This window comes from Vibrio mytili (genome assembly GCF_049563345.1).
GTDB lineage: Bacteria > Pseudomonadota > Gammaproteobacteria > Enterobacterales > Vibrionaceae > Vibrio > Vibrio mytili.
In genome coordinates, this window is the sequence record NZ_CP110481.1 from 261,653 (window position 1) to 282,409 (window position 20,757).

General features: G+C 46.1%; 16 protein-coding genes. 8 read left to right on the forward strand and 8 right to left on the reverse strand.

Annotation, left to right across the window (positions count from 1 at the left end; genetic code table 11):
* Window positions 1-113: 113 nt before the first annotated feature.
* On the reverse strand, window positions 114-2,075 hold the full coding sequence (gene cpdB, locus ONE56_RS01295; RefSeq protein ID WP_423840117.1) for a 2',3'-cyclic-nucleotide 2'-phosphodiesterase: 1,962 nt from the start codon (window positions 2,073-2,075) through the stop codon (window positions 114-116).
* A gap of 264 nt (window positions 2,076-2,339) precedes the next feature.
* Here cpdB and cobA point away from each other — a divergent pair, with 264 nt between their 5' ends.
* The 5 genes from cobA (at window position 2,340) to cysC (ending at window position 8,178) form a co-directional block, all read left to right on the forward strand.
* A complete protein-coding gene (gene cobA, locus ONE56_RS01300; RefSeq protein ID WP_423840483.1) occupies window positions 2,340-3,215 on the forward strand; it encodes a uroporphyrinogen-III C-methyltransferase in 876 nt (291 codons plus the stop codon).
* Between the two features lie 58 nt (window positions 3,216-3,273).
* On the forward strand, window positions 3,274-4,182 hold the full coding sequence (cysD, locus tag ONE56_RS01305) for a sulfate adenylyltransferase subunit CysD (protein WP_041156784.1): 909 nt from the start codon (window positions 3,274-3,276) through the stop codon (window positions 4,180-4,182).
* Window positions 4,183-4,199: 17 nt separating this feature from the next.
* Window positions 4,200-5,630 carry a sulfate adenylyltransferase subunit CysN gene (gene cysN / locus ONE56_RS01310; protein ID WP_041156783.1) on the forward strand — a complete coding sequence of 477 codons (1,431 nt, stop codon included), beginning with the start codon at window positions 4,200-4,202 and terminating at the stop codon, window positions 5,628-5,630.
* Between the two features lie 181 nt (window positions 5,631-5,811).
* The gene (locus tag ONE56_RS01315; RefSeq protein ID WP_041156782.1) at window positions 5,812-7,536 is read left to right on the forward strand and encodes an SLC13 family permease; all 1,725 of its coding nucleotides are present in this window, start codon (window positions 5,812-5,814) and stop codon (window positions 7,534-7,536) included.
* A 24-nt stretch (window positions 7,537-7,560) separates the two neighbouring features.
* The gene (cysC, locus tag ONE56_RS01320; protein WP_041156781.1) at window positions 7,561-8,178 is read left to right on the forward strand and encodes an adenylyl-sulfate kinase; all 618 of its coding nucleotides are present in this window, start codon (window positions 7,561-7,563) and stop codon (window positions 8,176-8,178) included.
* Window positions 8,179-8,331: 153 nt separating this feature from the next.
* Here the strand turns inward: cysC and ONE56_RS01325 are convergent, their stop codons facing one another.
* The 6 genes from ONE56_RS01325 to ONE56_RS01350 form a co-directional block, all read right to left on the reverse strand.
* Window positions 8,332-9,237: a TIGR03899 family protein gene (locus tag ONE56_RS01325; RefSeq protein WP_423840118.1), complete on the reverse strand. Its 906-nt coding sequence runs from the start codon at window positions 9,235-9,237 to the stop codon at window positions 8,332-8,334.
* 399 nt (window positions 9,238-9,636) lie between these two features.
* Window positions 9,637-10,131, reverse strand: coding sequence for a DUF3299 domain-containing protein (locus ONE56_RS01330; RefSeq protein ID WP_331437174.1), 495 nt, complete (start codon window positions 10,129-10,131; stop codon window positions 9,637-9,639).
* 4 nt (window positions 10,132-10,135) lie between these two features.
* Window positions 10,136-11,395, reverse strand: coding sequence for an ABC transporter permease (locus ONE56_RS01335; RefSeq protein ID WP_423840119.1), 1,260 nt, complete (start codon window positions 11,393-11,395; stop codon window positions 10,136-10,138).
* Window positions 11,392-12,123: an ABC transporter ATP-binding protein gene (locus tag ONE56_RS01340; RefSeq protein WP_423840120.1), complete on the reverse strand. Its 732-nt coding sequence runs from the start codon at window positions 12,121-12,123 to the stop codon at window positions 11,392-11,394. The genes ONE56_RS01335 and ONE56_RS01340 overlap by 4 nt, the downstream gene beginning before the upstream one ends.
* Window positions 12,124-12,172: 49 nt before the next feature.
* Window positions 12,173-12,829 carry a zinc uptake protein ZrgA gene (zrgA, locus tag ONE56_RS01345; RefSeq protein ID WP_331437172.1) on the reverse strand — a complete coding sequence of 219 codons (657 nt, stop codon included), beginning with the start codon at window positions 12,827-12,829 and terminating at the stop codon, window positions 12,173-12,175.
* 239 nt (window positions 12,830-13,068) lie between these two features.
* A complete protein-coding gene (locus ONE56_RS01350; protein WP_423840121.1) occupies window positions 13,069-13,620 on the reverse strand; it encodes a YtfJ family protein in 552 nt (183 codons plus the stop codon).
* 274 nt (window positions 13,621-13,894) lie between these two features.
* On the opposite strand from ONE56_RS01350, the gene ONE56_RS01355 reads away from it, so the two are divergent.
* Window positions 13,895-14,095, forward strand: coding sequence for a DUF1107 domain-containing protein (locus ONE56_RS01355; RefSeq protein WP_041156823.1), 201 nt, complete (start codon window positions 13,895-13,897; stop codon window positions 14,093-14,095).
* Between the two features lie 76 nt (window positions 14,096-14,171).
* On the opposite strand, the gene msrA is transcribed toward ONE56_RS01355, so the two are convergent.
* Window positions 14,172-14,810, reverse strand: coding sequence for a peptide-methionine (S)-S-oxide reductase MsrA (gene msrA, locus ONE56_RS01360; RefSeq protein ID WP_423840122.1), 639 nt, complete (start codon window positions 14,808-14,810; stop codon window positions 14,172-14,174).
* Between the two features lie 222 nt (window positions 14,811-15,032).
* On the opposite strand from msrA, the gene ONE56_RS01365 reads away from it, so the two are divergent.
* Both ONE56_RS01365 and ONE56_RS01370 read left to right on the forward strand, forming a co-directional pair.
* On the forward strand, window positions 15,033-16,745 hold the full coding sequence (locus tag ONE56_RS01365; protein WP_423840123.1) for an autotransporter assembly complex protein TamA: 1,713 nt from the start codon (window positions 15,033-15,035) through the stop codon (window positions 16,743-16,745).
* Window positions 16,742-20,695: a translocation/assembly module TamB domain-containing protein gene (locus ONE56_RS01370; RefSeq protein WP_423840124.1), complete on the forward strand. Its 3,954-nt coding sequence runs from the start codon at window positions 16,742-16,744 to the stop codon at window positions 20,693-20,695. The genes ONE56_RS01365 and ONE56_RS01370 overlap by 4 nt, the downstream gene beginning before the upstream one ends.
* Window positions 20,696-20,757: the final 62 nt, after the last annotated feature.

Sequence of the window (20,757 nt, forward strand, 5' to 3'; positions counted from 1 at the left end):
CCCAAGCAGCACGTATGAACCCTTCCTGGACCTCCGGAGCTACTGCGATCGCCCCCTAGGACCCTAAAACCTAGGATCCTAGGACCTTTTATTTTTCCCCTAGAACCTTTCTCTTACTTATTCAAATTGATCTGATAAACAGCAAAACCCACGTCATCCGTTGCGACATGTTTCATCGGGTATTGTGCTTTGTCTTTGATGAACTGCGCGGCTTTGTCACTTGGTGATGTTTCAAAGCGAATATCCAGCGGTTTGTCTGACTTTATCGGTGCAAACGACCAGTTATTGTCGGCGCTTGGCGTTACTTCCCCTTTTTCTTCACTCACGCGAGAAATATACGCCGCAAGTACAGAGCGGTTTTCATCTGGTGCGTCGAACGCAATGAAATCAGGGCCTGTCCCCGGGAAGGTATTGCTGTAAGCGCGGTAGTTGTTAGTCGCAATGATGAAGTCCTGCTTTGGATCGACAGGCTTACCGTTAAACGTTAAGTTTACAATACGTTTGGAATCGGGATTAATCACCTTACAGCCAGCATCGTATTTTGGCGGTTGAGTCACATCGATTTGGTAGTTGACCCCATCAATCACATCGAAGTTGTAGGTACGGAAGTTATCCCAGTCAATCAGGGATTGCGGCTCAGTGCTGTTGACGTCAATTTGATTAAATTGACCAGCGCTGCATTCAAGCCATTCACGGACTTGTTTACCTTGTACTTTTAAAGCGACCAGCGTATTCGGATATAAGTACAGATCTGCCGCGTTACGGAAGGTTAATTGCCCGGATTCTACTTCAGTAAAGTTACTCGGATCGTTCTTACGTCCACCGGCTTTAAACGGTGCCGCAGCGCTGAGTACGGGGATGTCAGCTAAATCTGGGTCCCCTTGAATAAAACGTTCTACATAATCTTTTTGAGCTAGGTTGACGATCTGAATGGTTGGATCGTCTTGGACTAAGGCTAAAAAGCTGTACATCACATCGTTTGCTTTGCCTATCGGCTGGTTGACGAATTCTCGTGTTGCGTTATGGTCATGCTCTAGCGCCTTGACGATACCTTGGTCTGCTTTAGCCAATGGCTGACCATTGGTTTTATCAAAAATGGGTCTGGCTTCTGACTGGCCGTCAACCACCTGCCATTTCCCTTCGGTTTGCTCAAGTGTCAGATCCATCACGCCCACGTGGCTACCCCAACGCCCTGGCATCACTGCAGTGACGCCATTGATGGTGCCCTTATCGTTATCGATACCTTGAAGGGTAGCAAAGTCTTTGCCTGGGAAAACGGCGTGAGCATGGCCAAATGCAATAGCATCAATACCTTTCACATCGGTCAGGTAGTAAACCGAATTTTCCGCACCGAGTTTGTACGGATCGGTAGAAATACCCGAGTGAGGAATAGCAATGATCACGTCTGCTCCCTCGCTTTTCATTTGCGGAACGAGTTTCTCAGCCATTTGCTTGATGTCTTTCGCGAACACATTACCTTCTAGATTTTTCTTATCCCAAACCATGATTTGTGGCGGGACAAAACCAATATAACCAACCTTGATCGGATGGCTCTGACCGTCGGTATCCTTAAAGGTATGGGTTTTGATCAGGTAGGGCTTGAAGTAGTGCTTACCGGTTTTTTGATCAAAAACATTGGCATTAATGTAAGGGAAGTTGGCACCGTTAATGGCTTTGTGCAAGAAGTCCAAGCCGTAGTTAAATTCGTGATTACCGATGTTGCCGACGTCGTAATTGAGTTGATTCATTGCTTTATAAGCTGGATGTATCTCACCCGCTTTGAGGCCTTTTGCCGCCATGTAATCACCCATAGGGCTGCCCTGAATTAAATCTCCGTTATCCACCAACACACTGTTTTCTACTTCTGATTTTGCCTGTTTAACTAAGGTTGCGGCGCGGGTTAGGCCAATTTTCTGTGAAGGAAGATCTTTGTAGTAATCGTAATCCATCAAGTTGGTATGGATGTCGGTGGTTTCGATGATGCGAAGTTTGATGGTATCGGCCATCGCTGGACCAGCAAGGGTCAACATACCGCTTAAGACTGCGACGGAAATAGGATTCACGGCGGTTTTCATGTAGTGCTCCAATTGATTGGTATATCGAGTGATGTAACAAAGGGTAGTGCAAATCTATGATTAAGATGCAAAAAAATGTGACTTGACCTAATTCTACGCAATGCTTTTGTTATGAAACATCGACGTATTCACGCTTTTGAATGAGACCAAACAAAAACTTCTTAGCAGATTTTTGAATAAAAAATGAAATTTTAGAATTTCAGGTAATATAAGCACCCCGCCATAATGCCATCTTAACGATATCTATGGATGATGAGTAAACACATGGCAGCGAAAGATTCAGTGACTTCTTTTCCCCCGCAAAAGCCTCGTTTGGTTGCCGATAATACGGCGATTGAAACGACGAGGTTTGCAAAGCGATCGCTTCAACTTGGCGAAGTGGCGTTAATTGGTGCGGGTCCCGGTGATCCTGAACTTTTGACCGTCAAAGCGCTTAACTGTCTGCAGCAAGCGGATGTGGTGTTATACGACTACTTGGTTTCAGAAGAAATCATGGCGTTGATCCCAAGCGATACAATTTTGGTGTGTGTCGGTAAACGGGCTGGTCATCATAGCGTGCCGCAAGAAAAAACCAATCAGTTGTTGATTGATTTCGCTAAGCAGGGCCACCGAGTTGTTCGAGTCAAAGGCGGCGATCCTTTTGTGTTTGGTCGTGGTGGCGAAGAATTAGAAGTACTGGCGGATGCCGGGGTACGTTTTCAGGTCGTCCCAGGAATTACTGCCGCTGCGGGCGCGACCGCTTATGCTGGAATCCCATTGACTCATCGTGATTATGCACAATCCGCCATCTTTGTTACTGGTCACTTGAAAGAAGAAAGTGATGAGATGGATTGGTCAACCCTTGCCCGTGGAAATCAAACTTTAGTGATCTACATGGGCTTGATGAAATCACACTATATTCAGAATCAACTTATTAAACACGGTAGATCAGCTGCAACTCCAATTGCGATTATTGAACGTGGCACCCAAATTCAGCAAAAAGTATTTAAGGGAAATTTATCCCAACTATCTGATTTATCTAAAGATGCTCAATCACCTTCTTTGATCGTGGTAGGGGAAGTTGTACAGTTGTCTCAAAAGTTGGACTGGTTTTTGTCTAGTACTGAATTCAACAAAAGTGCTATTGCTCACTCCATATAATATCAGTCCAAAGATTAGAGACGTAAAGCAGCCTTAAGCTTAAAAGGAAATACAAAACATGGACCAACAACGTTTAACTCATCTTAAACAACTCGAAGCGGAGAGTATTCATATTATCCGTGAAGTTGCAGCTGAGTTTGATAACCCAGTCATGATGTATTCGATTGGTAAAGATTCATCAGTGATGCTGCATCTTGCGCGTAAAGCGTTTTATCCAGGAAAAATCCCATTCCCTCTTTTACACGTCGACACAGACTGGAAATTCCGCGAGATGATTGAATTTCGTGACCGCACAGCAGAAAAGTACGGTTTTGAGCTGTTAGTGCATAAGAACCCTGAAGGGATTGCCATGGGATGTAGCCCATTTGTTCACGGCTCATCGAAGCACACCGACATCATGAAGACTCAAGGCTTGAAGCAAGCTCTGAATAAGTATGGTTTCGATGCTGCGTTCGGTGGTGCTCGCCGCGACGAAGAAAAATCACGTGCGAAAGAGCGTGTCTATTCCTTCCGTGACAAAAACCACACTTGGGATCCGAAAAACCAACGTCCGGAGCTCTGGAAAACCTACAACGGCCAGGTGAACAAAGGTGAGAGTATTCGTGTTTTCCCTCTATCAAACTGGACTGAGTTAGATATCTGGCAATACATCTACCTAGAAAACATCGAGATCGTACCTCTATACCTGTCAGAAGTGCGTCCGGTAGTCGATCGTGACGGCATGTTGATCATGGTGGATGACGATCGTATGGAGCTTCAACCTGGTGAAGTGATTGAAGAGAAAAGTGTTCGCTTCCGTACACTTGGTTGTTATCCACTAACAGGTGCGATTGAGTCAGAAGCCAATACTTTGCCGGGCATTATTGAAGAGATGCTAGTGGCAACCTCAAGTGAGCGTCAAGGCCGTGCGATCGACCACGATCAGTCAGGATCGATGGAGCTCAAGAAACGTCAAGGTTACTTCTAAGGATCGAAGGAAAGATAATGAACAGTGCAGTTGAAGCTCAATTAGCCGAGCTTGGTATCGAAGGCTATTTAACACAACACCAGTACAAGTCGTTACTTAGATTTCTGACTTGTGGTTCCGTTGATGATGGTAAGAGTACCCTGATTGGGCGCTTACTCCATGACTCAAAACAAATTTATGAAGATCAGCTAGCGGCCGTTCACTCAGACAGCCAGCGCTCAGGTACCACTGGTGAAAGACCAGACTTGGCGTTGTTGGTTGATGGCTTGCAAGCGGAACGTGAACAGGGCATCACCATTGATGTGGCTTACCGTTACTTCTCGACACAGAAACGTAAGTTCATCATTGCGGATACTCCTGGACATGAGCAGTACACACGTAACATGGCAACGGGTGCCTCTACGTGTGATCTTGCGGTTATTCTTGTGGATGCGCGTAAAGGTATTCTCGATCAGACTCGACGTCACTCTTTCATCTCAAACCTATTAGGTTTGAAGCACTTTGTGGTGGCGATCAACAAGATGGACTTGGTGGATTACTCGCAAGAGCGTTTCGAAGAAATTCGTCAAGCGTACCTAGATTTTGCAGAGAACTTGACGGGCGATATTGATATTCAAATCATCCCAATTTCTGCTCTGGAAGGTGATAATGTCGTCGATAAAGGCACAAACCTCGATTGGTTTGAAGGCCCGTCATTGCTTGAGCTGTTAGAAACTGTCGATGTCGATCAAGACAAAGGCACGGGTGAGTTCCGCTTCCCTGTGCAGTACGTCAACCGTCCTAACCTCGATTTTCGTGGCTTCGCTGGCACGATTTCATCTGGTACGGTGAAAGTAGGCGATACGGTTAAGGCGCTACCTTCTGGTAAAACGTCGACAGTGGCTCGCATTGTCACTTTTGATGGAGACTTAGAAGAAGCGAGTACTGGTTTAGCCGTGACGCTGACGCTCAATGATGAAATTGACATCAGCCGCGGTGATTTGATTGTCGTTGAGAGCGATCAAGTCGAAAGCACTAACCACTTATTGGCTGATGTTGTTTGGATGACAGAGCAGCCATTGCAGCCAGGACGTGATTACGATATTAAAATCGCGGGTAAGAAAACGGTTGGTCATGTCGAATCGATTCGTCACCAGTACGATATCAACAACCTATCAACCCACAGCGCCGCTGAATTACCACTTAATGGTATTGGTTTGTGTGAGTGGTCTCTGAATGAGTCTGTCGCTATTGATAACTACCAAGACTGCGCAGATACCGGTGGCTTCATCATTATCGACCGCCTGACGAATGTGACCGTGGGTGCGGGGATGGTGAAAGAAAGTCTAGCAGAAGTTGAACGTGATTTAACGGGCATTTCTGCATTTGAACTGGAGCTAAACGCACTGGTTCGCAAACACTTCCCACACTGGGAAGCGAAAGATCTAAACCAATTACTGAAAAAGTAAATGGTTTGCCTGACTGAGCTGCGAAATACAGTCAGGCACTTTCCCCTGGAACCAGAGTGTCTCAATGTTCATTGAGCATTCTGGTCTTCATTTTTCGCTTGCTCTGGTTTTGTTGTCCTACACAGTCTGAATGTGTAGCAACTAGTTTTGCCCGAATTGGGCTCTTTGGTAAGGAAAGGTTATGTGGGAACAAGGATTGGTATTAGCGATTCTGCTTGGCATTATTACTTGTTTGCTTGTGACTAAAATTAAACCTAGCTACGTGTTTGCTGGGGCAGCTTTTACTGCGTTTGTCGCAGGAATGTTAGATACCACAACCATTACTGCTAACTTTACCAACGGTTCATTATTAACTTTAGTGTTGTTGATCCTTGCTTCGTGCGCGTTAGAAAAAACCTTACTGATCAGTTGGGTAAGCCGCAGTATTTCAGAAGGGAATCTCGGTAGCGTGATTGCGAAACTAGGGCTATCGACGGCATTGTTGTCCTCGTTTACCAATAACACCGCGGTTGTGGTCTCCCTAATTGGCGCGATAAAACGGAATCAACAACATGCGCCTTCTAAGTTATTAATTCCGCTTTCTTATGCTGCCATTTTTGGTGGTACTCTGACTTTAATTGGCACGTCGACGAACTTAATTATTAATAGCTTTGTTGAAGATGCGGGCCTGCCAAGCCTTAACTTTTTTACACCTACTGCGATTGGATTAGCGGTCTTGGTGGGTGGGTTGTTGATTCTTATTCCTTTGAGTTATTTTCTGCCGAGTTACGATGATCACAACCAAGAGGATTTACCGTACTTCTTAGAGTCACGAGTTGAGCCTGGTTCTCCGTTGGTTGGTCGCACCGTGAGTGAAAACAACCTTCGTGCACTAAGAAAACTGTTTTTGGCAGAAGTGGTGCGAGATGGCGTGACCGTATCATCTGTTGGGCCAGATTTTGTACTGAATGCGAAAGATCGCCTCTTGTTCTGTGGCGATGTGGAAAGTGTGGCCACCTTGCAAGAGATCCCTGGTCTAAAATTGTTTGGTCAACAACACCTTAATGGACAAAGTTTCGTTGAGGTGGTGGTTAGCTCTTCGGCTACTTTCTGTCATAAAACTCTGAAAGAAAGTCGTTTTCGTGATCGTTTTGATGCCGTTGTGGTTGCGATTCGGCGTGGACATGAGCGCCTTGAGGGTGGATTGGGCAATATCAAACTGGCACCGGGCGATACCTTGATTCTGGTACCGGGTAAACGCTTTGAGGCAGAGCGTCGTGCGCATAGCAAAGAGTTTGTCCTAATGCACGATTTGGATTCTAGCGCTAAGTTAGATGCCAACAAATCTTCCATTGTGTTGCTTGGATTTGCTGCGGTTATTGGTTGTGCTCTTCTGGATCTCGTCCCTATTATTAAGGGGCTCTCGGTGTATATTATAGCGCTCATCGCGCTTGGCATTATTCAGCTTTCTGAACTGCGTCGTCGTTTCCCTATTGATATTGTCGTGATTGTTGGCTCGGCGTTGTCCATCGCTCAATTGATGATCTCGTCAGGCTTGTCGGTACGCATGGGTAATATGTTTATTGAGGCATTCAATGGCTGGGGGGTGTTTGGCGCGCTGGTGGCCACTTACATTATGACGCTGGTTTTGACCGAGCTTGTGACTAACAATGCTGCAGCAGCGCTCTCATTTCCCATTGGTTATAGTATGGCGGTTGGTTATGGGGTCGATCCGATGCCGTTTATTATGGCGGTATTGTTTGGCGCAAGCGCGAGCTTTATTTCTCCCTACGGGTACCAAACGAATTTATTGGTTTACAGTGTAGGTAATTACAAAATGACCGACTATGTACGAATTGGTGTACCAATCTCGATTGTGTATTCCGTATTAGTACTGACTCTGATTCCGGTCTTTTTCCCGTTTTAATTGCGATATTTACAAGGATACGTTATGACTGCCGAATCGACGGTAAAAGATGAAAACATTGTCTGGCATCAGCACTCGGTTGATAAACAGTTTCGTGCTGAGCTCAAGAAACAAAAACCAGCCGTACTATGGTTTACAGGGCTATCTGGTGCGGGTAAGTCTACCGTCGCTGGTGCGCTTGAAAACCGCTTAGCCTCATTGGGGTATCACACATATTTGCTGGACGGGGATAATGTTCGTCATGGTTTATGCAGTGATTTAGGCTTTTCGGAACAGGACCGTCGAGAAAATATTCGCCGTATCGGTGAACTGACTAAGTTGATGGCTGACGCTGGCCTGATTGTCCTGTCTGCGTTTATTTCTCCGCACCGTGCTGAGCGTCAACTCGTGCGGGATTTATTGCCTGAAGGTGAATTTATTGAAGTGTTCGTCAATGCTTCGCTTGAGGTATGTGAAGGACGTGATCCGAAAGGTTTGTATCAAAAAGCCCGTGCAGGTGAGATCCCCAACTTCACAGGGATTGATTCTGAGTACCAAGCTCCAGAGCACCCAGAGATTGACTTGCCAGCAGGTGAAAAGAGTGTTGAAGAGCTGGTTGAGTTATGTATCGACGATCTTAAGCAGCGCGGTGTCATCCGTTAGTGATGTCACCTTTTGGATCATCGATGGTCAATAGGTTGAAATATTAGACAAGAGCTTTGCGGTGAGAAGTCGCCCAAAGCTCTTTTAGTTTCATAGTTACCCTTGTCGCTCATAGTTACCCTTGTCTCTCATTGTTATCTTTTGATGTCATCGCTAAACGCTAAGATCGACACTGCCGCTGGTATCCGTATGCACACTAAATTTATGGTTCAATAGGGTCACCATGTGATCGTAATACTCTGCATTGTGTTTGTTTCCGAGTAGTGTACACAGCTCGTTGCCGGTGGGAGTAAAGCGGTAATAACGTAATCGAACGCCTTTGCTATTGACCTGAAGTGACAGGTTTTTTCCTTGGTAAGCCAGTATGAGTGGCGTGTCGATACTGATTTCTCCAGACTCTAGTTCGGTATTATGCAGCAGTCCTAATTCGATCAACACGAGCATGCTTGAGTAGGGAAGCTGAAAGTTCCCCATGTTTAAGTTGCTGGTGGTATCCCGTTTGCCAAAACTAAAAATCCCGCCATGGGCCTTGTAGCCAATCAGTAACTTTTTACTGTTATCACCACCAAAACTGCACGCCAGAGACGCGGCTCTCTGTAACGTTTGCGCCTCTTTAGGCGACATATCTTTGAGGATTTTCAAAGCCTTCATTGATGTTGAGCCTGGGTTAGTGACCTCGCGCTTCATCACTTGCGCCCATAGTTTCTGCATCGAGCTATTGTGGATGTCCTGCGCCATATCGAAAAAACGGTACAGCCAGTCTTGATCGGGTTCGCCCGCGGTTTCATCCCGGCATGAGCTGTGCGCTAACTTCAAAATCTTCTCGAGGTTTTTTTGCCGCTGTTCTTGGCGTCGTTGCTCACGAATCTGAGCGCGTTCAAGTGCGGATTTGGCAGGAGGTGCGTCTTGCAATCGTGCGTCTAGGCCATAAATTTGGGCGATGCTTTTTATTCGGCTTGCGCTGTCTTTGATATAGCTTTGTTTCTTATCTTTGCTGTTATTTGTTTGTGAGTTGGTCTGATGTTCGATGACAACAGGTTGTTTTGTTGGTTCTGCCATTAATGTTCCTACCAAGAGCTGCAGCTAATGCTTGCTCCAATTTACACCTTATTGTGTGAAGCGACTAGAGAAGGGTCTCAGATTTTGAACGAATAAAGCTATTCAAAATGATAATGACTTGTTAAAATTGTTATGATTATTTTGGAGGGGTGATGAGGCTATCGAATGTGAGCAAACTGAAAAAGCACCTGTCGATTGCGTTTCTTTTGGTGCTTTATGTCAGTGTGTTGGCGTATTTATCGCGCTATATTATGTAGACCGTGACCGCGGTGGGTAAGGCATACTCTGTTGAGCTGGGCAGGTGTGCTATTAGTTAAAGGCGCCAAACGACGCCTCAACGTGTTTTCGTTCTGCTTAAAGATGACAGCTTCCACTTTGTAAGCTTCACATTACTGTACTCTACATGTCATCGTATGCTTCAATGCTTTCGCCTTCTATCATGTAGCCTGTTTCTGCAAGTTCAAGACTGGTCATTTCTGTTTTAAGTTTCCCCACCACGTAGACGATATCCCATAATTCCTGAACGGGCGCTCCTTTCGGGAATTTTACGTAAACGATTTGGTTCGGTGGCGGTGGCGGCACGTGGATACAGGCCCCAAAATAAGGCACCAATAAAAATTCAGTCACGGTATTCGCATCCCCTTCGAGCGGGATAACAAACCCAGGAATCTTCACCTCACTGCCATTCAGCTCTGTTCTGACTCCACCGATCTTCGATTGTTTTGCTGCGCCACCTGTGTGGTCGGTGGCGGGCATACCGATGCTATCGAACATATCTCGTTCCGATTGGGGAATAAGATCAATCCAATCGAGTTTTAGTGGCTTGTCATTCGCCACGGCAGGAGCTGCGAATGACATCAGTAGTAGGGCACCTGCGAGTATTTTTTTCCACATCGTATTAGATCCTTATGGTCATTCCGTCACTGAGTGATTGCCGATAGGCGCGGAATGCAGGAATGAATCCAATCATGATACCAGCACATTGAACAAATCCAAGCAGCATCCATTCGTATGAAGAAAGAACATTAAGGGACAAGTGGATCCCGTATTGCTGTTGCACGAAAGGTTGCAGCAACAAGAGCACTGAATAGAGTCCGACCACGCCGCTAATGATGCCTGCGGCTGTGAGCAAACTTGCCTCACTGATCAGCAATGAAAACACATGCCTCGGTCTTGCCCCCATTGCTCTAAGTATTGCCATTTCACGGCGCCGCTCTTGCAGGCTAGTAAGTAAGCTGCTCAACATGCCGAGCAATCCAGCTACCACGACAAAGCCAGATACTGCCATCAAGGCTTGTTCGGCCACGGACATCATTCCCCATAGTTCATGCAGTGCGACACCAGGCATAATTGCGCTGAGAGGTTCTTTCGGGTACGTGTTGATTTGTCGTTGCAGGGCAAAAGCTTGGATACGCGATTTCAGTCCGACCAACATCGCGGTGATCTGTTTGGGTTGAAAATCTCGCTGTTTGAGTTGCTCTGCGGTTGGGGTGGGTCCCAAACGGGCTCCGCTTTCCCAGCCAACATGAATGGCTTCGATAGCTTCTAGAGAAACATGCACCGTTTTATCGACAGGGGTGCCCGTTGGAGCTAAAACGCCGACGACTTTAAACGGAAGATGATCGTGACGGCTGAACGCGACATCACTGATTCCGTGAGCAATAATAATCTCACTGCCAATGTGATAACCCAGTTTTTTCGCCACATCGGAGCCAATGACGGTTTCAAACAAGCCATGAAACTCAGTACCGTGAGAAAAAGTAAGTGGTTGCTTACTTCCGTAGCGATAATGCTCAAAATAACTGTGATTGGTTCCCATGACACGAAAGCCTTTATGGGAGTCTCCTAGTGAAATTGGGATCGCCCAGTCGACCGCTTTGTGGTGACTGAATTCTTGGTAGCTCTTCCAGTCGATGTTATTGGTGGCGTTGCCAATTCGAAATACGGAATAAAGCAGTAAATTCACTTGCCCAGAGCGACCACCAATGATGAGATCAGTGCCTGAGATGGTATTCGCGAAGCTGTCTTTTGCCTCAGTACGGATGCGCTCAACACCCAGTAGAAGCACCACGGAAATAGCGACGGTCATAATCGTCAACAATGCCGTGGTTTTTCGGTTCATCAAGCTTTTCCATGCCAATTTGACCACGGCGCTCATGATAAGCCTCCCGGAGTACTACTTTGGTTGATGTCAGGAAGGTGAATCGTGCGATCAAACAAGGTTTCTAACGTAGGGTCGTGGCTAACAAATACTAGCGTTGCGCTGGCGTGATGCGCTTGTTCCATTAACAGTTCAATGAAGGCCATACGATTATCGTGGTCCAGTGCAGATGTCGGTTCGTCAGCAATTACTAACGCTGGGTGTCCTATCAATGCTCGTGCTGCCGCAACACGCTGTTGTTGACCAATACTCAGCTCCGACACTGAACGCTGATGCAAGGTTCTGGGTAAGTGCAGTCGCTCCAATAATTCTGAGGCTTGTTTCGTGAGCATTTGATGGTTGGCATTGGGGGCGACTCTATCACGCCTTATGTTACTGAATTGACAAGGCAGCAACACATTATCTAGGACATTGAGATACGGTAATAAATTGAATTGCTGGAAGATATAACCGATATGGTCGGCACGAAACTTGTCTCTTTGACTTGCACCTAAGTCAGACAGTTCTGTACCTAAAACCGAGAGTGAACCGGTACTAAGGGTATTAATACCAGTAAGCAGGGCTAACAGTGTTGACTTGCCGCAGCCGCTCGGACCTTTGATAAAGATATGTTCACCTGAGTTAATGTGGAGGTGAGGAATATTGATGGTCGCGCTGTCTGAACCGGGCCAATAAAATTGGGCATTGTCGAGTTGAACAACGCTGGATGAGACGGAATCAATCATAGTGGTTACCAAAAAAGGCGTGTAAGTAGGTACTTACACGCCTTTAATATTATTTGATTTCAATGTTGGTATTGTCTTTGCTCAGGCTAAGCGCTGACTGTGTGGTGTCTGTGAACAGGTTAACACCGATAGACTCAGTTGATGGGAATTGATTGAACCAGTCAGTTTCGATATTGCTGAGCTTGGTAACTTGTTCACAGCTGTAGCGATATTGGACGTTAAACTCACCGTGTTCATGTCCTTCATGATGGTGATGCTCATGACCTTCGTGCTCGTCAGCGTCGTGATGATGCTCATGGCCTTCGTGTTCATCGGCATCGTGGTGATGCTCATGGCCTTCGTGTTCATCGGCATCATGATGATGTTCATGTTCACTATGCGCGGCACCCAACGTGTTGGTCACGTCGACTTCTTCTATCTCACATTGAGCTTGTGAGTTGATAGTCAGTACTGCATTGGCATCTTCCAGCGTGCTTAATGCATGCTTGAGTGTATGTTCTTGGGATTCATTTTCAGGAGCATGCTCAAAGCCAACCACATCGGCGCCTGGTGCTGTTATTTCAACTAACAGATCTTTGCCATCTTGAGCGATGTTAAATTCTACGTGCCCATGAACATGAGCTTCGTGCTGACGAAATTCTTCTGCGTTTGCTGCCGTGGATAAAGCGAGGCCAATAACAAGAGCTAAAGCGTGTTTTGGTGACATTTTCTTTCCCTAATTCTAGTTATATACCCTATCAATCGCGAGTATTGTGGGTATAAAGACGAAAGTAAGCCGCATCATGATGGTGCGTATTAAAACTACTAATTGTTATAATATAACACTTGTTTTTGACAAAAGTTCACTCTTTTCTCAAGAAAATTCAACAGAGATTGGTGTCTTGGCAGGCCTAGCGGAAAGGAGAATTGACTCCCAGCAGGTGAAAGCCAGGAGTCAGGGAAAAATTAAATATTTTGTTTAATCAGCTTAATGACTTGTTCGATTTCAGATTGAGTTAAAGCCCCTTCTTTCACAAACAACACTTTCCCTTGCTTATCCTGAACGATAATGGCAGAGCTCTCAGGCTGTAAATCCCACGCTTGAGCGACTGTTCCGCTTTCATCCAACACCATTGACGACCAAGGATATGTCTTTTTACTGTCTTGCGCGGATGACTTCACAAATGAGCCAGTTCCCCAAATTGCATCATCTTGATTAATGATCGTTGTCGTTTGGTAATTTTCTTCAGCAAATTTTGCTTGGGTAATCGCTGACATCAACGGCGCGTTCATTTCTTTCGCGCTGCTGCGTCCTGCGATAGCTTGAATGACACGAACTTTGCCAAGCATTTGTTGTGTTGTCCATGGCTGGTAGGCCACCCCTTCACCTTGCATGACAATTTCACCATAAGCGTTGACACTTACTGGCTGAACCGTATCACCAATCGATAGGTTATGCGCAAAGGCAAGCGGTGACGAGAGAGATAAAAGTAGTGGTAGGAGAGTCTTCGTTTTCATATTGTTATGTTCCATAAGTGTCAATAATATCAATCTAAATAACTAGTTAAACACTCTAGCGAGGTAAAGTCGCGACAAGTTGTTCAGTTACTTACCCAGATAGCGATAAGAGTAGCAGCATTACATTGTGTAACATTTTTTTAACGTATGCGGTAGTGTAATGTTGCGTTGTAATCAAAATTTGCTAAAATGAAGCCCGTCGCATATTGCGACTGTAGAGTGCTAAGGAGTATCACTCTATATGTTCTCAAAGGAGTTGAGGTGAATTATGGTTATGTTACGCGAGTTCGCAGTATATCGACCACTACAAGTGGCTCGTTTCGTTAAGACATTATTTAAGGGACAGTTCTTCATTGCTGGCGTTGGCAGTTTTGATTTTGACAACGGCAAAGTGTTACTCCCTGATGTGAATGACCATAAAAGACTGAGCGTTTTTAAAGAAGTGAATCAGGCCATATCCACGTTGTCTGGTTGATCAGTGGACAGCGACGCGATAAAGAGAAAGAGCGACCTAGGTCGCTCTTGTTGTATTTACCCTATTTTTACACGCTTTATTTTTGCAAGCTTGGCGGGAAACAAACTCCTGTTCCTCCGATGCCACAGTATCCGTCAGGGTTCTTGGCGAGATATTGCTGGTGGTAGGTTTCTGCAAAATAGTACGCACCCGCTGATCGTATTTCCGTTGTGATAGTCGATCTCTGCTCTTCTTGCAGGGCTTGTTGATACTGATGTTTTGATTGCTCAGCGATGGCCTGTTGCTCTTGCGAGTAAGTGTAGATAGCCGAGCGATACTGTGTACCAAGATCGTTGCCTTGACGCATTCCTTGGGTTGGGTCGTGTTTTTCCCAGAACACAGCCAGCAGCTGTTGCAACGAAATAACACGCTCATCGAAGACGACTCTGACGACTTCCGCATGGCCGGTTTTTCCCGTGCAGACTTCGTCATAAGTTGGGTTTTTGGTGTATCCGCCAGAGTAGCCTACTGAGGTTGATACGACCCCTTCGAGTTGCCAAAACAGGCGTTCCGCCCCCCAGAAGCAGCCCATACCTAGCAAGACTTGTTGTTGGTGAGGTTGTAATGGCTCGGTGAGACTAGCGTGATTGACAAAATGCTTATCTTCAATTTGCATGGCTTGCTCTCGTCCCGGAAGCGCATCGTCTATACTGATTAATGTCTGTTTGCTGAGCATAGTATGTATCCTTTTATGTCTACCCAAATAGCTTCAAGATGCTGGTCTTTTCGTCTTGAACGTTTATAGGGTGTGTGTCTTATATTTGCGAAATGTTTAATTTCTTCTGTCTTTGATGTTGTGATGACATAGATTCTAGTAACGCTATTATTATTACAGACTTAGGCCTTAATTGGCGTTATCATTATTTACGTTTTTTCACTCTCATTCAGCCCAAAAAGCATGATAAAAAAAGCTCTCTCTACCATTATTGGCCTGCTTGCGTTTTCTCATAGCGTCTATGCCAACGTATCCATAAGCGTTGAAGGCATTGATGGTGCTTTGAAAGACAACGTGGATGCTTATCTTTCCTCCATTCCTGAAAAAGAGTATTCAACGTCTTTACGTTTTCAGGCACGCCTAGACCACAGCATCAACGAAGCCTTAAACGCGCTGGGCTATTATCATGCCATCATCACCTATACCGTTAACGAGGAAGATGAAGAGTTACTCGTTAATATCAAGAAAGGCTTACCAGTTAAAGTCCAAGTCATGGATATCGTGATTGAAGGGGAAGCGAAAGACGATTCCGCGTTCTCAGATCTGCTCGCCCAGTCTCCGATGAAAGTCGGTGGGGTGCTTAATCAAGGAGATTACGACAGTCTAAAATCAGGGATTCGTAATTTAGGCTTACAGCGCGGTTACTTTAATGGTGACTTTACTCTCAATCAGCTAGAAATCATACCGGATTACAACCAAGCGAATGTTCGTTTGCATTACGACAGTGGTATTCGTTATCACTTCGGTGCTGTCAGTATCACTGGTAGCCAAATTTGGGAAGACCGTGTTGAATCGCTGCGTCCGTTTGATGTTGGCGAACCTTATTTAGTTGCCAGTGTTGGTGAGTACAACCAAAACCTCTCTAATACCGATTGGTTCTCTTCCGTTTTTGTTGAGCCCGATTTGAGTATGATCGATGAAGGGCGAAACTTACCGATCAAAGTGACGGTGGCGCCTGCTGCAAAAAATCAGCTTGAAACGGGTATCGGTTATTCTACGGATACGGGTGTGCGCGGTACATTGAAATGGAAAAAGCCGTGGGTGAGCGGCCGTGGTCACAGCTTCAATACTGCCCTGTCATTGTCTATGCCAGAACAAACTATTACGGCAGGGTACAAAATACCACTGGATGATGTCTTACACGAATATTACCAAGTGCAATTTGGCTTAAAGCATTTGGATAATCGAGATACTGAGAGTTTAGAATCCAACTTAGCGTTGGAGCGTCATTGGCTGGTGGATAAAGGCTGGAATAAAACACTGTATGTTCGTCACCTATATGAAAACTACTCTCAAGGCCTACAAGAAGATGGCGTGCACTTCTTACTTCCAGGTGCAACTTTTACTCGCACTAGAGTGCGTGGCGGCAGTATGCCAATGTGGGGGGATAAGCAGACGGTCACTGTTGAATATGGTGATCCAGCGGTGTTGTCTGCCACTCGGGTGTTACGTTTGTTGGGTCGAACATCTTGGATTCGCGGCATTGGCGAGAACCACCGAGGCCTATTCCGCCTTGAAGGTGGTGCAAATATCTCGGAAGAATTTGAAAAACTCTCTCCATCGTTACGTTTCTTTGCCGGTGGTGACAACAACATTCGTGGTTATGGATACGAGTCCATCTCTCCCGTTGATTCCAGTGGCGCCTTAACGGGTGCTAAGTACATCGTGTCGAGCTCGCTAGAGTATCAATATCGCATGTATGGTAACTGGTGGGCCGCCACGTTTTACGATATCGGTGATGCATTTAACCAAACCCCTGAATGGAAATCAGGTGCCGGGGTGGGGATTCGCTGGGCATCGCCCGTTGGTCCGGTCAGTTTTGATTTCGCTTGGGGATTGGATGAACCAGAGAAGAACGAATTCCGTATCCACTTCTCTTTGGGGCCTGAACTATGATCAAAGTGATGTTTAAGTGGACCAAATGGCTATCGCTCAGTTTGGTCAGTTTATTGTTAACGCTTATCCTTTTGATTGCGGTGGTACTGTTTACGCATCCCGGTTTAAAGCTCGCATTGTGGGGCGCGCAGCAGGCGTTGCCGCAACTCAATATTGAAAGTGTTCAAGGTACGCTTTTCCCTCGCTTTAAGCTTCAAAACGTGAGTTTTGTTGATGAAACATTGAATGTTGACGCTAAAGTTGAGCAGCTCACATTGGCGATTAACTTTCGTTGTTTGTTAGACCCGCGCGTGTGTGTTGATGAACTCGCGCTTCAGGGCGTTAATTTTCAAATGCCGGAATTGCCGCCTGCGAGTGAGCCGGAAGAAGAGACGCCACCATTACGCTCTATCAGTACTCCCGTCCCGATCTTTGTCAATAACGTACGTTTGAATGATATTAAACTCAATGTGTTAGGCAATCGCGTGGATTGGCAAACCTTCTCTACCGCTATGTCGATGCAGGGGGATCGTTTGGTGATTGCCCCGACGGCGTTGAAAGCAATTAATGTTGCGCTGGCACCAGGTGAAACGAACGCTGACAACCAAAGCGTAGAGCAGAAAAGCGCTGAAGAGAAAACGACTGAAACACAAGAGAACGATGCTGTGCCGCCTCAAGAGGAGGTGACACAGCACGCGAACGTGTCATCGGAGAACGTGCCATCAGAAGCTAAAGTGGCATCTGAAACTAGTGCGTCATCTGAGGAGACGGCAGCTTTAAAAGAGGATGGAGAATCAGAACAAAACGCATCCTCTGAAAACGATCCTGTATCGAAAGACATCGAGTTACCAGAAGTGTGGATTCCACTAACTGTGGAGGTAAAACGTCTTGATATTGATGATTTTGAGTTAGCTGGTGAAACGCCGATTATTGTTCATCATCTTGGTCTGGTAGCCAACGCCGGGGGACATCAAGTCGATGTTAAAACGCTGGAGCTTGATATGCCAGAGGTCGAGGCAACGTTAAGTTCGCGAGTTACGTTGACGGCAGAGTATCCGCTTCGTGCTCAGCTAGATGCCTTGGTGAAACATGCCGAAGCGAAAGGACAAAAGCTTTCTCTTTCAGCCTCAGGCTCGGCGGGAGGGTTAGCATTTGACGTTTCGCTCTCTGAGTTGGTCAAAGCAGAAATTAAAGGTCAAGTTCAGCCGCTTAAGGCGCAATTACCTTTCGATGTTGAGGTCAAGAATGTCGAAGCGCAGTGGCCATTATCGGGAGAGAGTGATTACCAAGTCTCTGTGCCCACCCTTAGCGCAAAAGGTTCGTTGGATGGCTATGCCGTGGCCTTGGAAACTCAAGCCTCGGGTAAAGACATCCCTGATGTGGACCTAGCATTAAACGGTAAGGGCACTTTAGAGCAGATTGATCTGGAAAGCTTGGTAGTGAAAACCTTAGGTGGCGAGTTGAGCGGTAAAATTATGGCCAACTGGGCCACGCCGATTAACTGGCAAGCCGATCTCAACTTGCAGCACATTCAGCCGGGCTTGCAATGGCAGGAGGCGGAAGGTGATATCAGTGGTCAATTATCAACCTCGGGATCGTTAACCGAACAAGGCGGCTGGCAGGTCAGTCTGCCTAAGCTCGATATTGACGGCATACTGCGTGGATATCCGCTGAATATTGAAGGTCAATTGGAAGCGGCTGACCGAACTGGTAAAGGGGACGACCTTCAAGTTAATACCCAAGGTTTAGTGCTATCCCATGGTCCGAACCAGCTACGGGCAAAAGGTAAAATTGATCAACAAATCTTGATGGATGTTGATGTTAATTTCCCTGATTTTTCTAAAAGCCTTGCCGATCTTGGCGGTAACATGAAAGGTAAAGTGTTACTGCGTGGGAGCCTTAAACAGCCTGACATTAATCTTGACTTGGCCCTAAACCAAGTGAAGTGGCAACAGCTTGCGAGTGTCGACTCAGTGACGTTAAAAGGCGATGTTTCTCCGCTACCAACGGCAAATGCACAATTGAGTTTGCTGGCGAATAACATCACCTATGACAACATGGTGTTTGATAGCGCAGATCTTGAAGTGTCTGGTGGCGAAGCGCAACACAACGTTACGTTAGATGTTGAGTCTGAGGTGGTGTCAACCAGCTTAGAAATTCAAGGTTCGCTGAAAAAACAGCCGCAAATGATCTGGGATGGCGTGTTAAGTCGTGTCACCTTTAGTACACCTCAAGGACCTTGGACACTGCAAAAATCGACGCCTGTCAGTGTTAACGTTGACAAACAGGTTGCGAATGTTGCGGCACACTGTTGGCTGCAAGACCAATCCAAAGTGTGTTTAACCGAAGACGTTACTGCGGGTGAGCGCGGTGAGGTGAAGTTGGCCGTGAACAATTTTGGTTTTTACCAAATCAAACAGTTCTTACCGGAAAACACCCAACTGCAAGGCTCTGTGAATGCCCAAGCGGAGGCGAAATGGGCGCCGGGCATGAAACCACAAGCAACCGTGAATGTTCAGATGCCATCAGGGCATGTGGAGCAAACTTTAGAAGAGCCTGTTCGCCTGGAGTGGGAGAGCTTTGATTTTAAAGCGGCTCTTGCCAAAGATCAGTTGGATATGGAATGGTTGCTTGATGTCACACGTAATGGTGATCTTTCCGGTGACGTATCGCTGATGAACGTGTCAGCAGAAACGCCAACAATGAAAGGAAACGTCTCCTTATCTACCTTCCATTTGGACTTCTTAGCGCCATTGATTGGTGACTACAGTGTATTCAAAGCGAACATGAATACGGATCTGGCGCTGTCGGGAGATGTATTACACCCACAGGTCAATGGTCAATTCTTAATAGATAAAATCGCCTTGCAAGGTGAAGTCACCCCAATTGATGTCGATTCCGGGCAGGTTGCGATCAATTTTACCGGACATCAAGCCGATTTGAATGCTGGGATCATGACGCCTGACGGTAAGTTAGAAATCACGGGGGATGCGGATTGGCGTGATTTACAAGATTGGCATACCAAAGTGCGCGTATTTGCTGACGAACTGCGTGTTGATATGCCACCGATGGTGAAAATCAAAGTCGAGCCAGATATGACGATTGATGTAACTCCGACCTTGGCAAAAGTGGAAGGCAACATCAATTTACCTTGGGGACGCATTGTGGTTGAAGAGTTACCACCAAGTGCTGTAGGGGTCTCTAGTGACGTGGTGGTGTTAGACAAAAACTTACAACCTGTAGATGACTTGACCCCAATGCCGTTTGATATCGAGACCGATATCCGCATTAACATTGGTGATGACTTCCACCTGTCTGCATTTGGTTTGGAAGGCGGCCTAAAAGGCAGTCTCAATGTTTCGCAAAAAGATAAAGGGCCGTTTATCGTTGGTGAAGTGAACATCGTCGATGGTTCATACCGCTCGTTTGGTCAAGACTTGGTGATTCAGGAAGGGAAAATCTTGATGAATGGTCCAGCGGATCAGCCATATGTGTCTATTGCAGCGATTCGTAATCCAGATAACACCCAAGACGATGTGATCGCGGGGGTTCGAGTGACAGGACCTGCGTCGAATCCAAGCATGGAAATCTTCTCTGAGCCTTCTATGGCACAAGCGAATGCGCTGTCTTATCTTCTACGTGGACAAGATATTGATGCAGAAGGTGGAAACTCCATGACGACCACGCTGATTGGTTTAAGTTTGGCGAAAAGTGGTCGCGTAGTGGGGCAAATAGGTGAAGCATTCGGAGTGCAAGACTTACAGTTGGATACGGCCGGTTCTGGGGATGACTCCCAAGTTACGGTCAGTGGTTACATTATGCCGGGTCTACAAGTGAAATACGGGGTAGGTATTTTTAACTCCTTAGGTGAGTTCACCATTCGCTATCGACTGATGACAGACCTATACTTAGAAGCTGTTTCTGGTGTTGATAGTGCCGTTGACCTGCTCTATCAATTTGAGTTTAACTAATATCTTGAGCAAAATTTAATCTGAAAGATCATTCGGCCCTAGGCCAGCTAACTAAGGAGTGG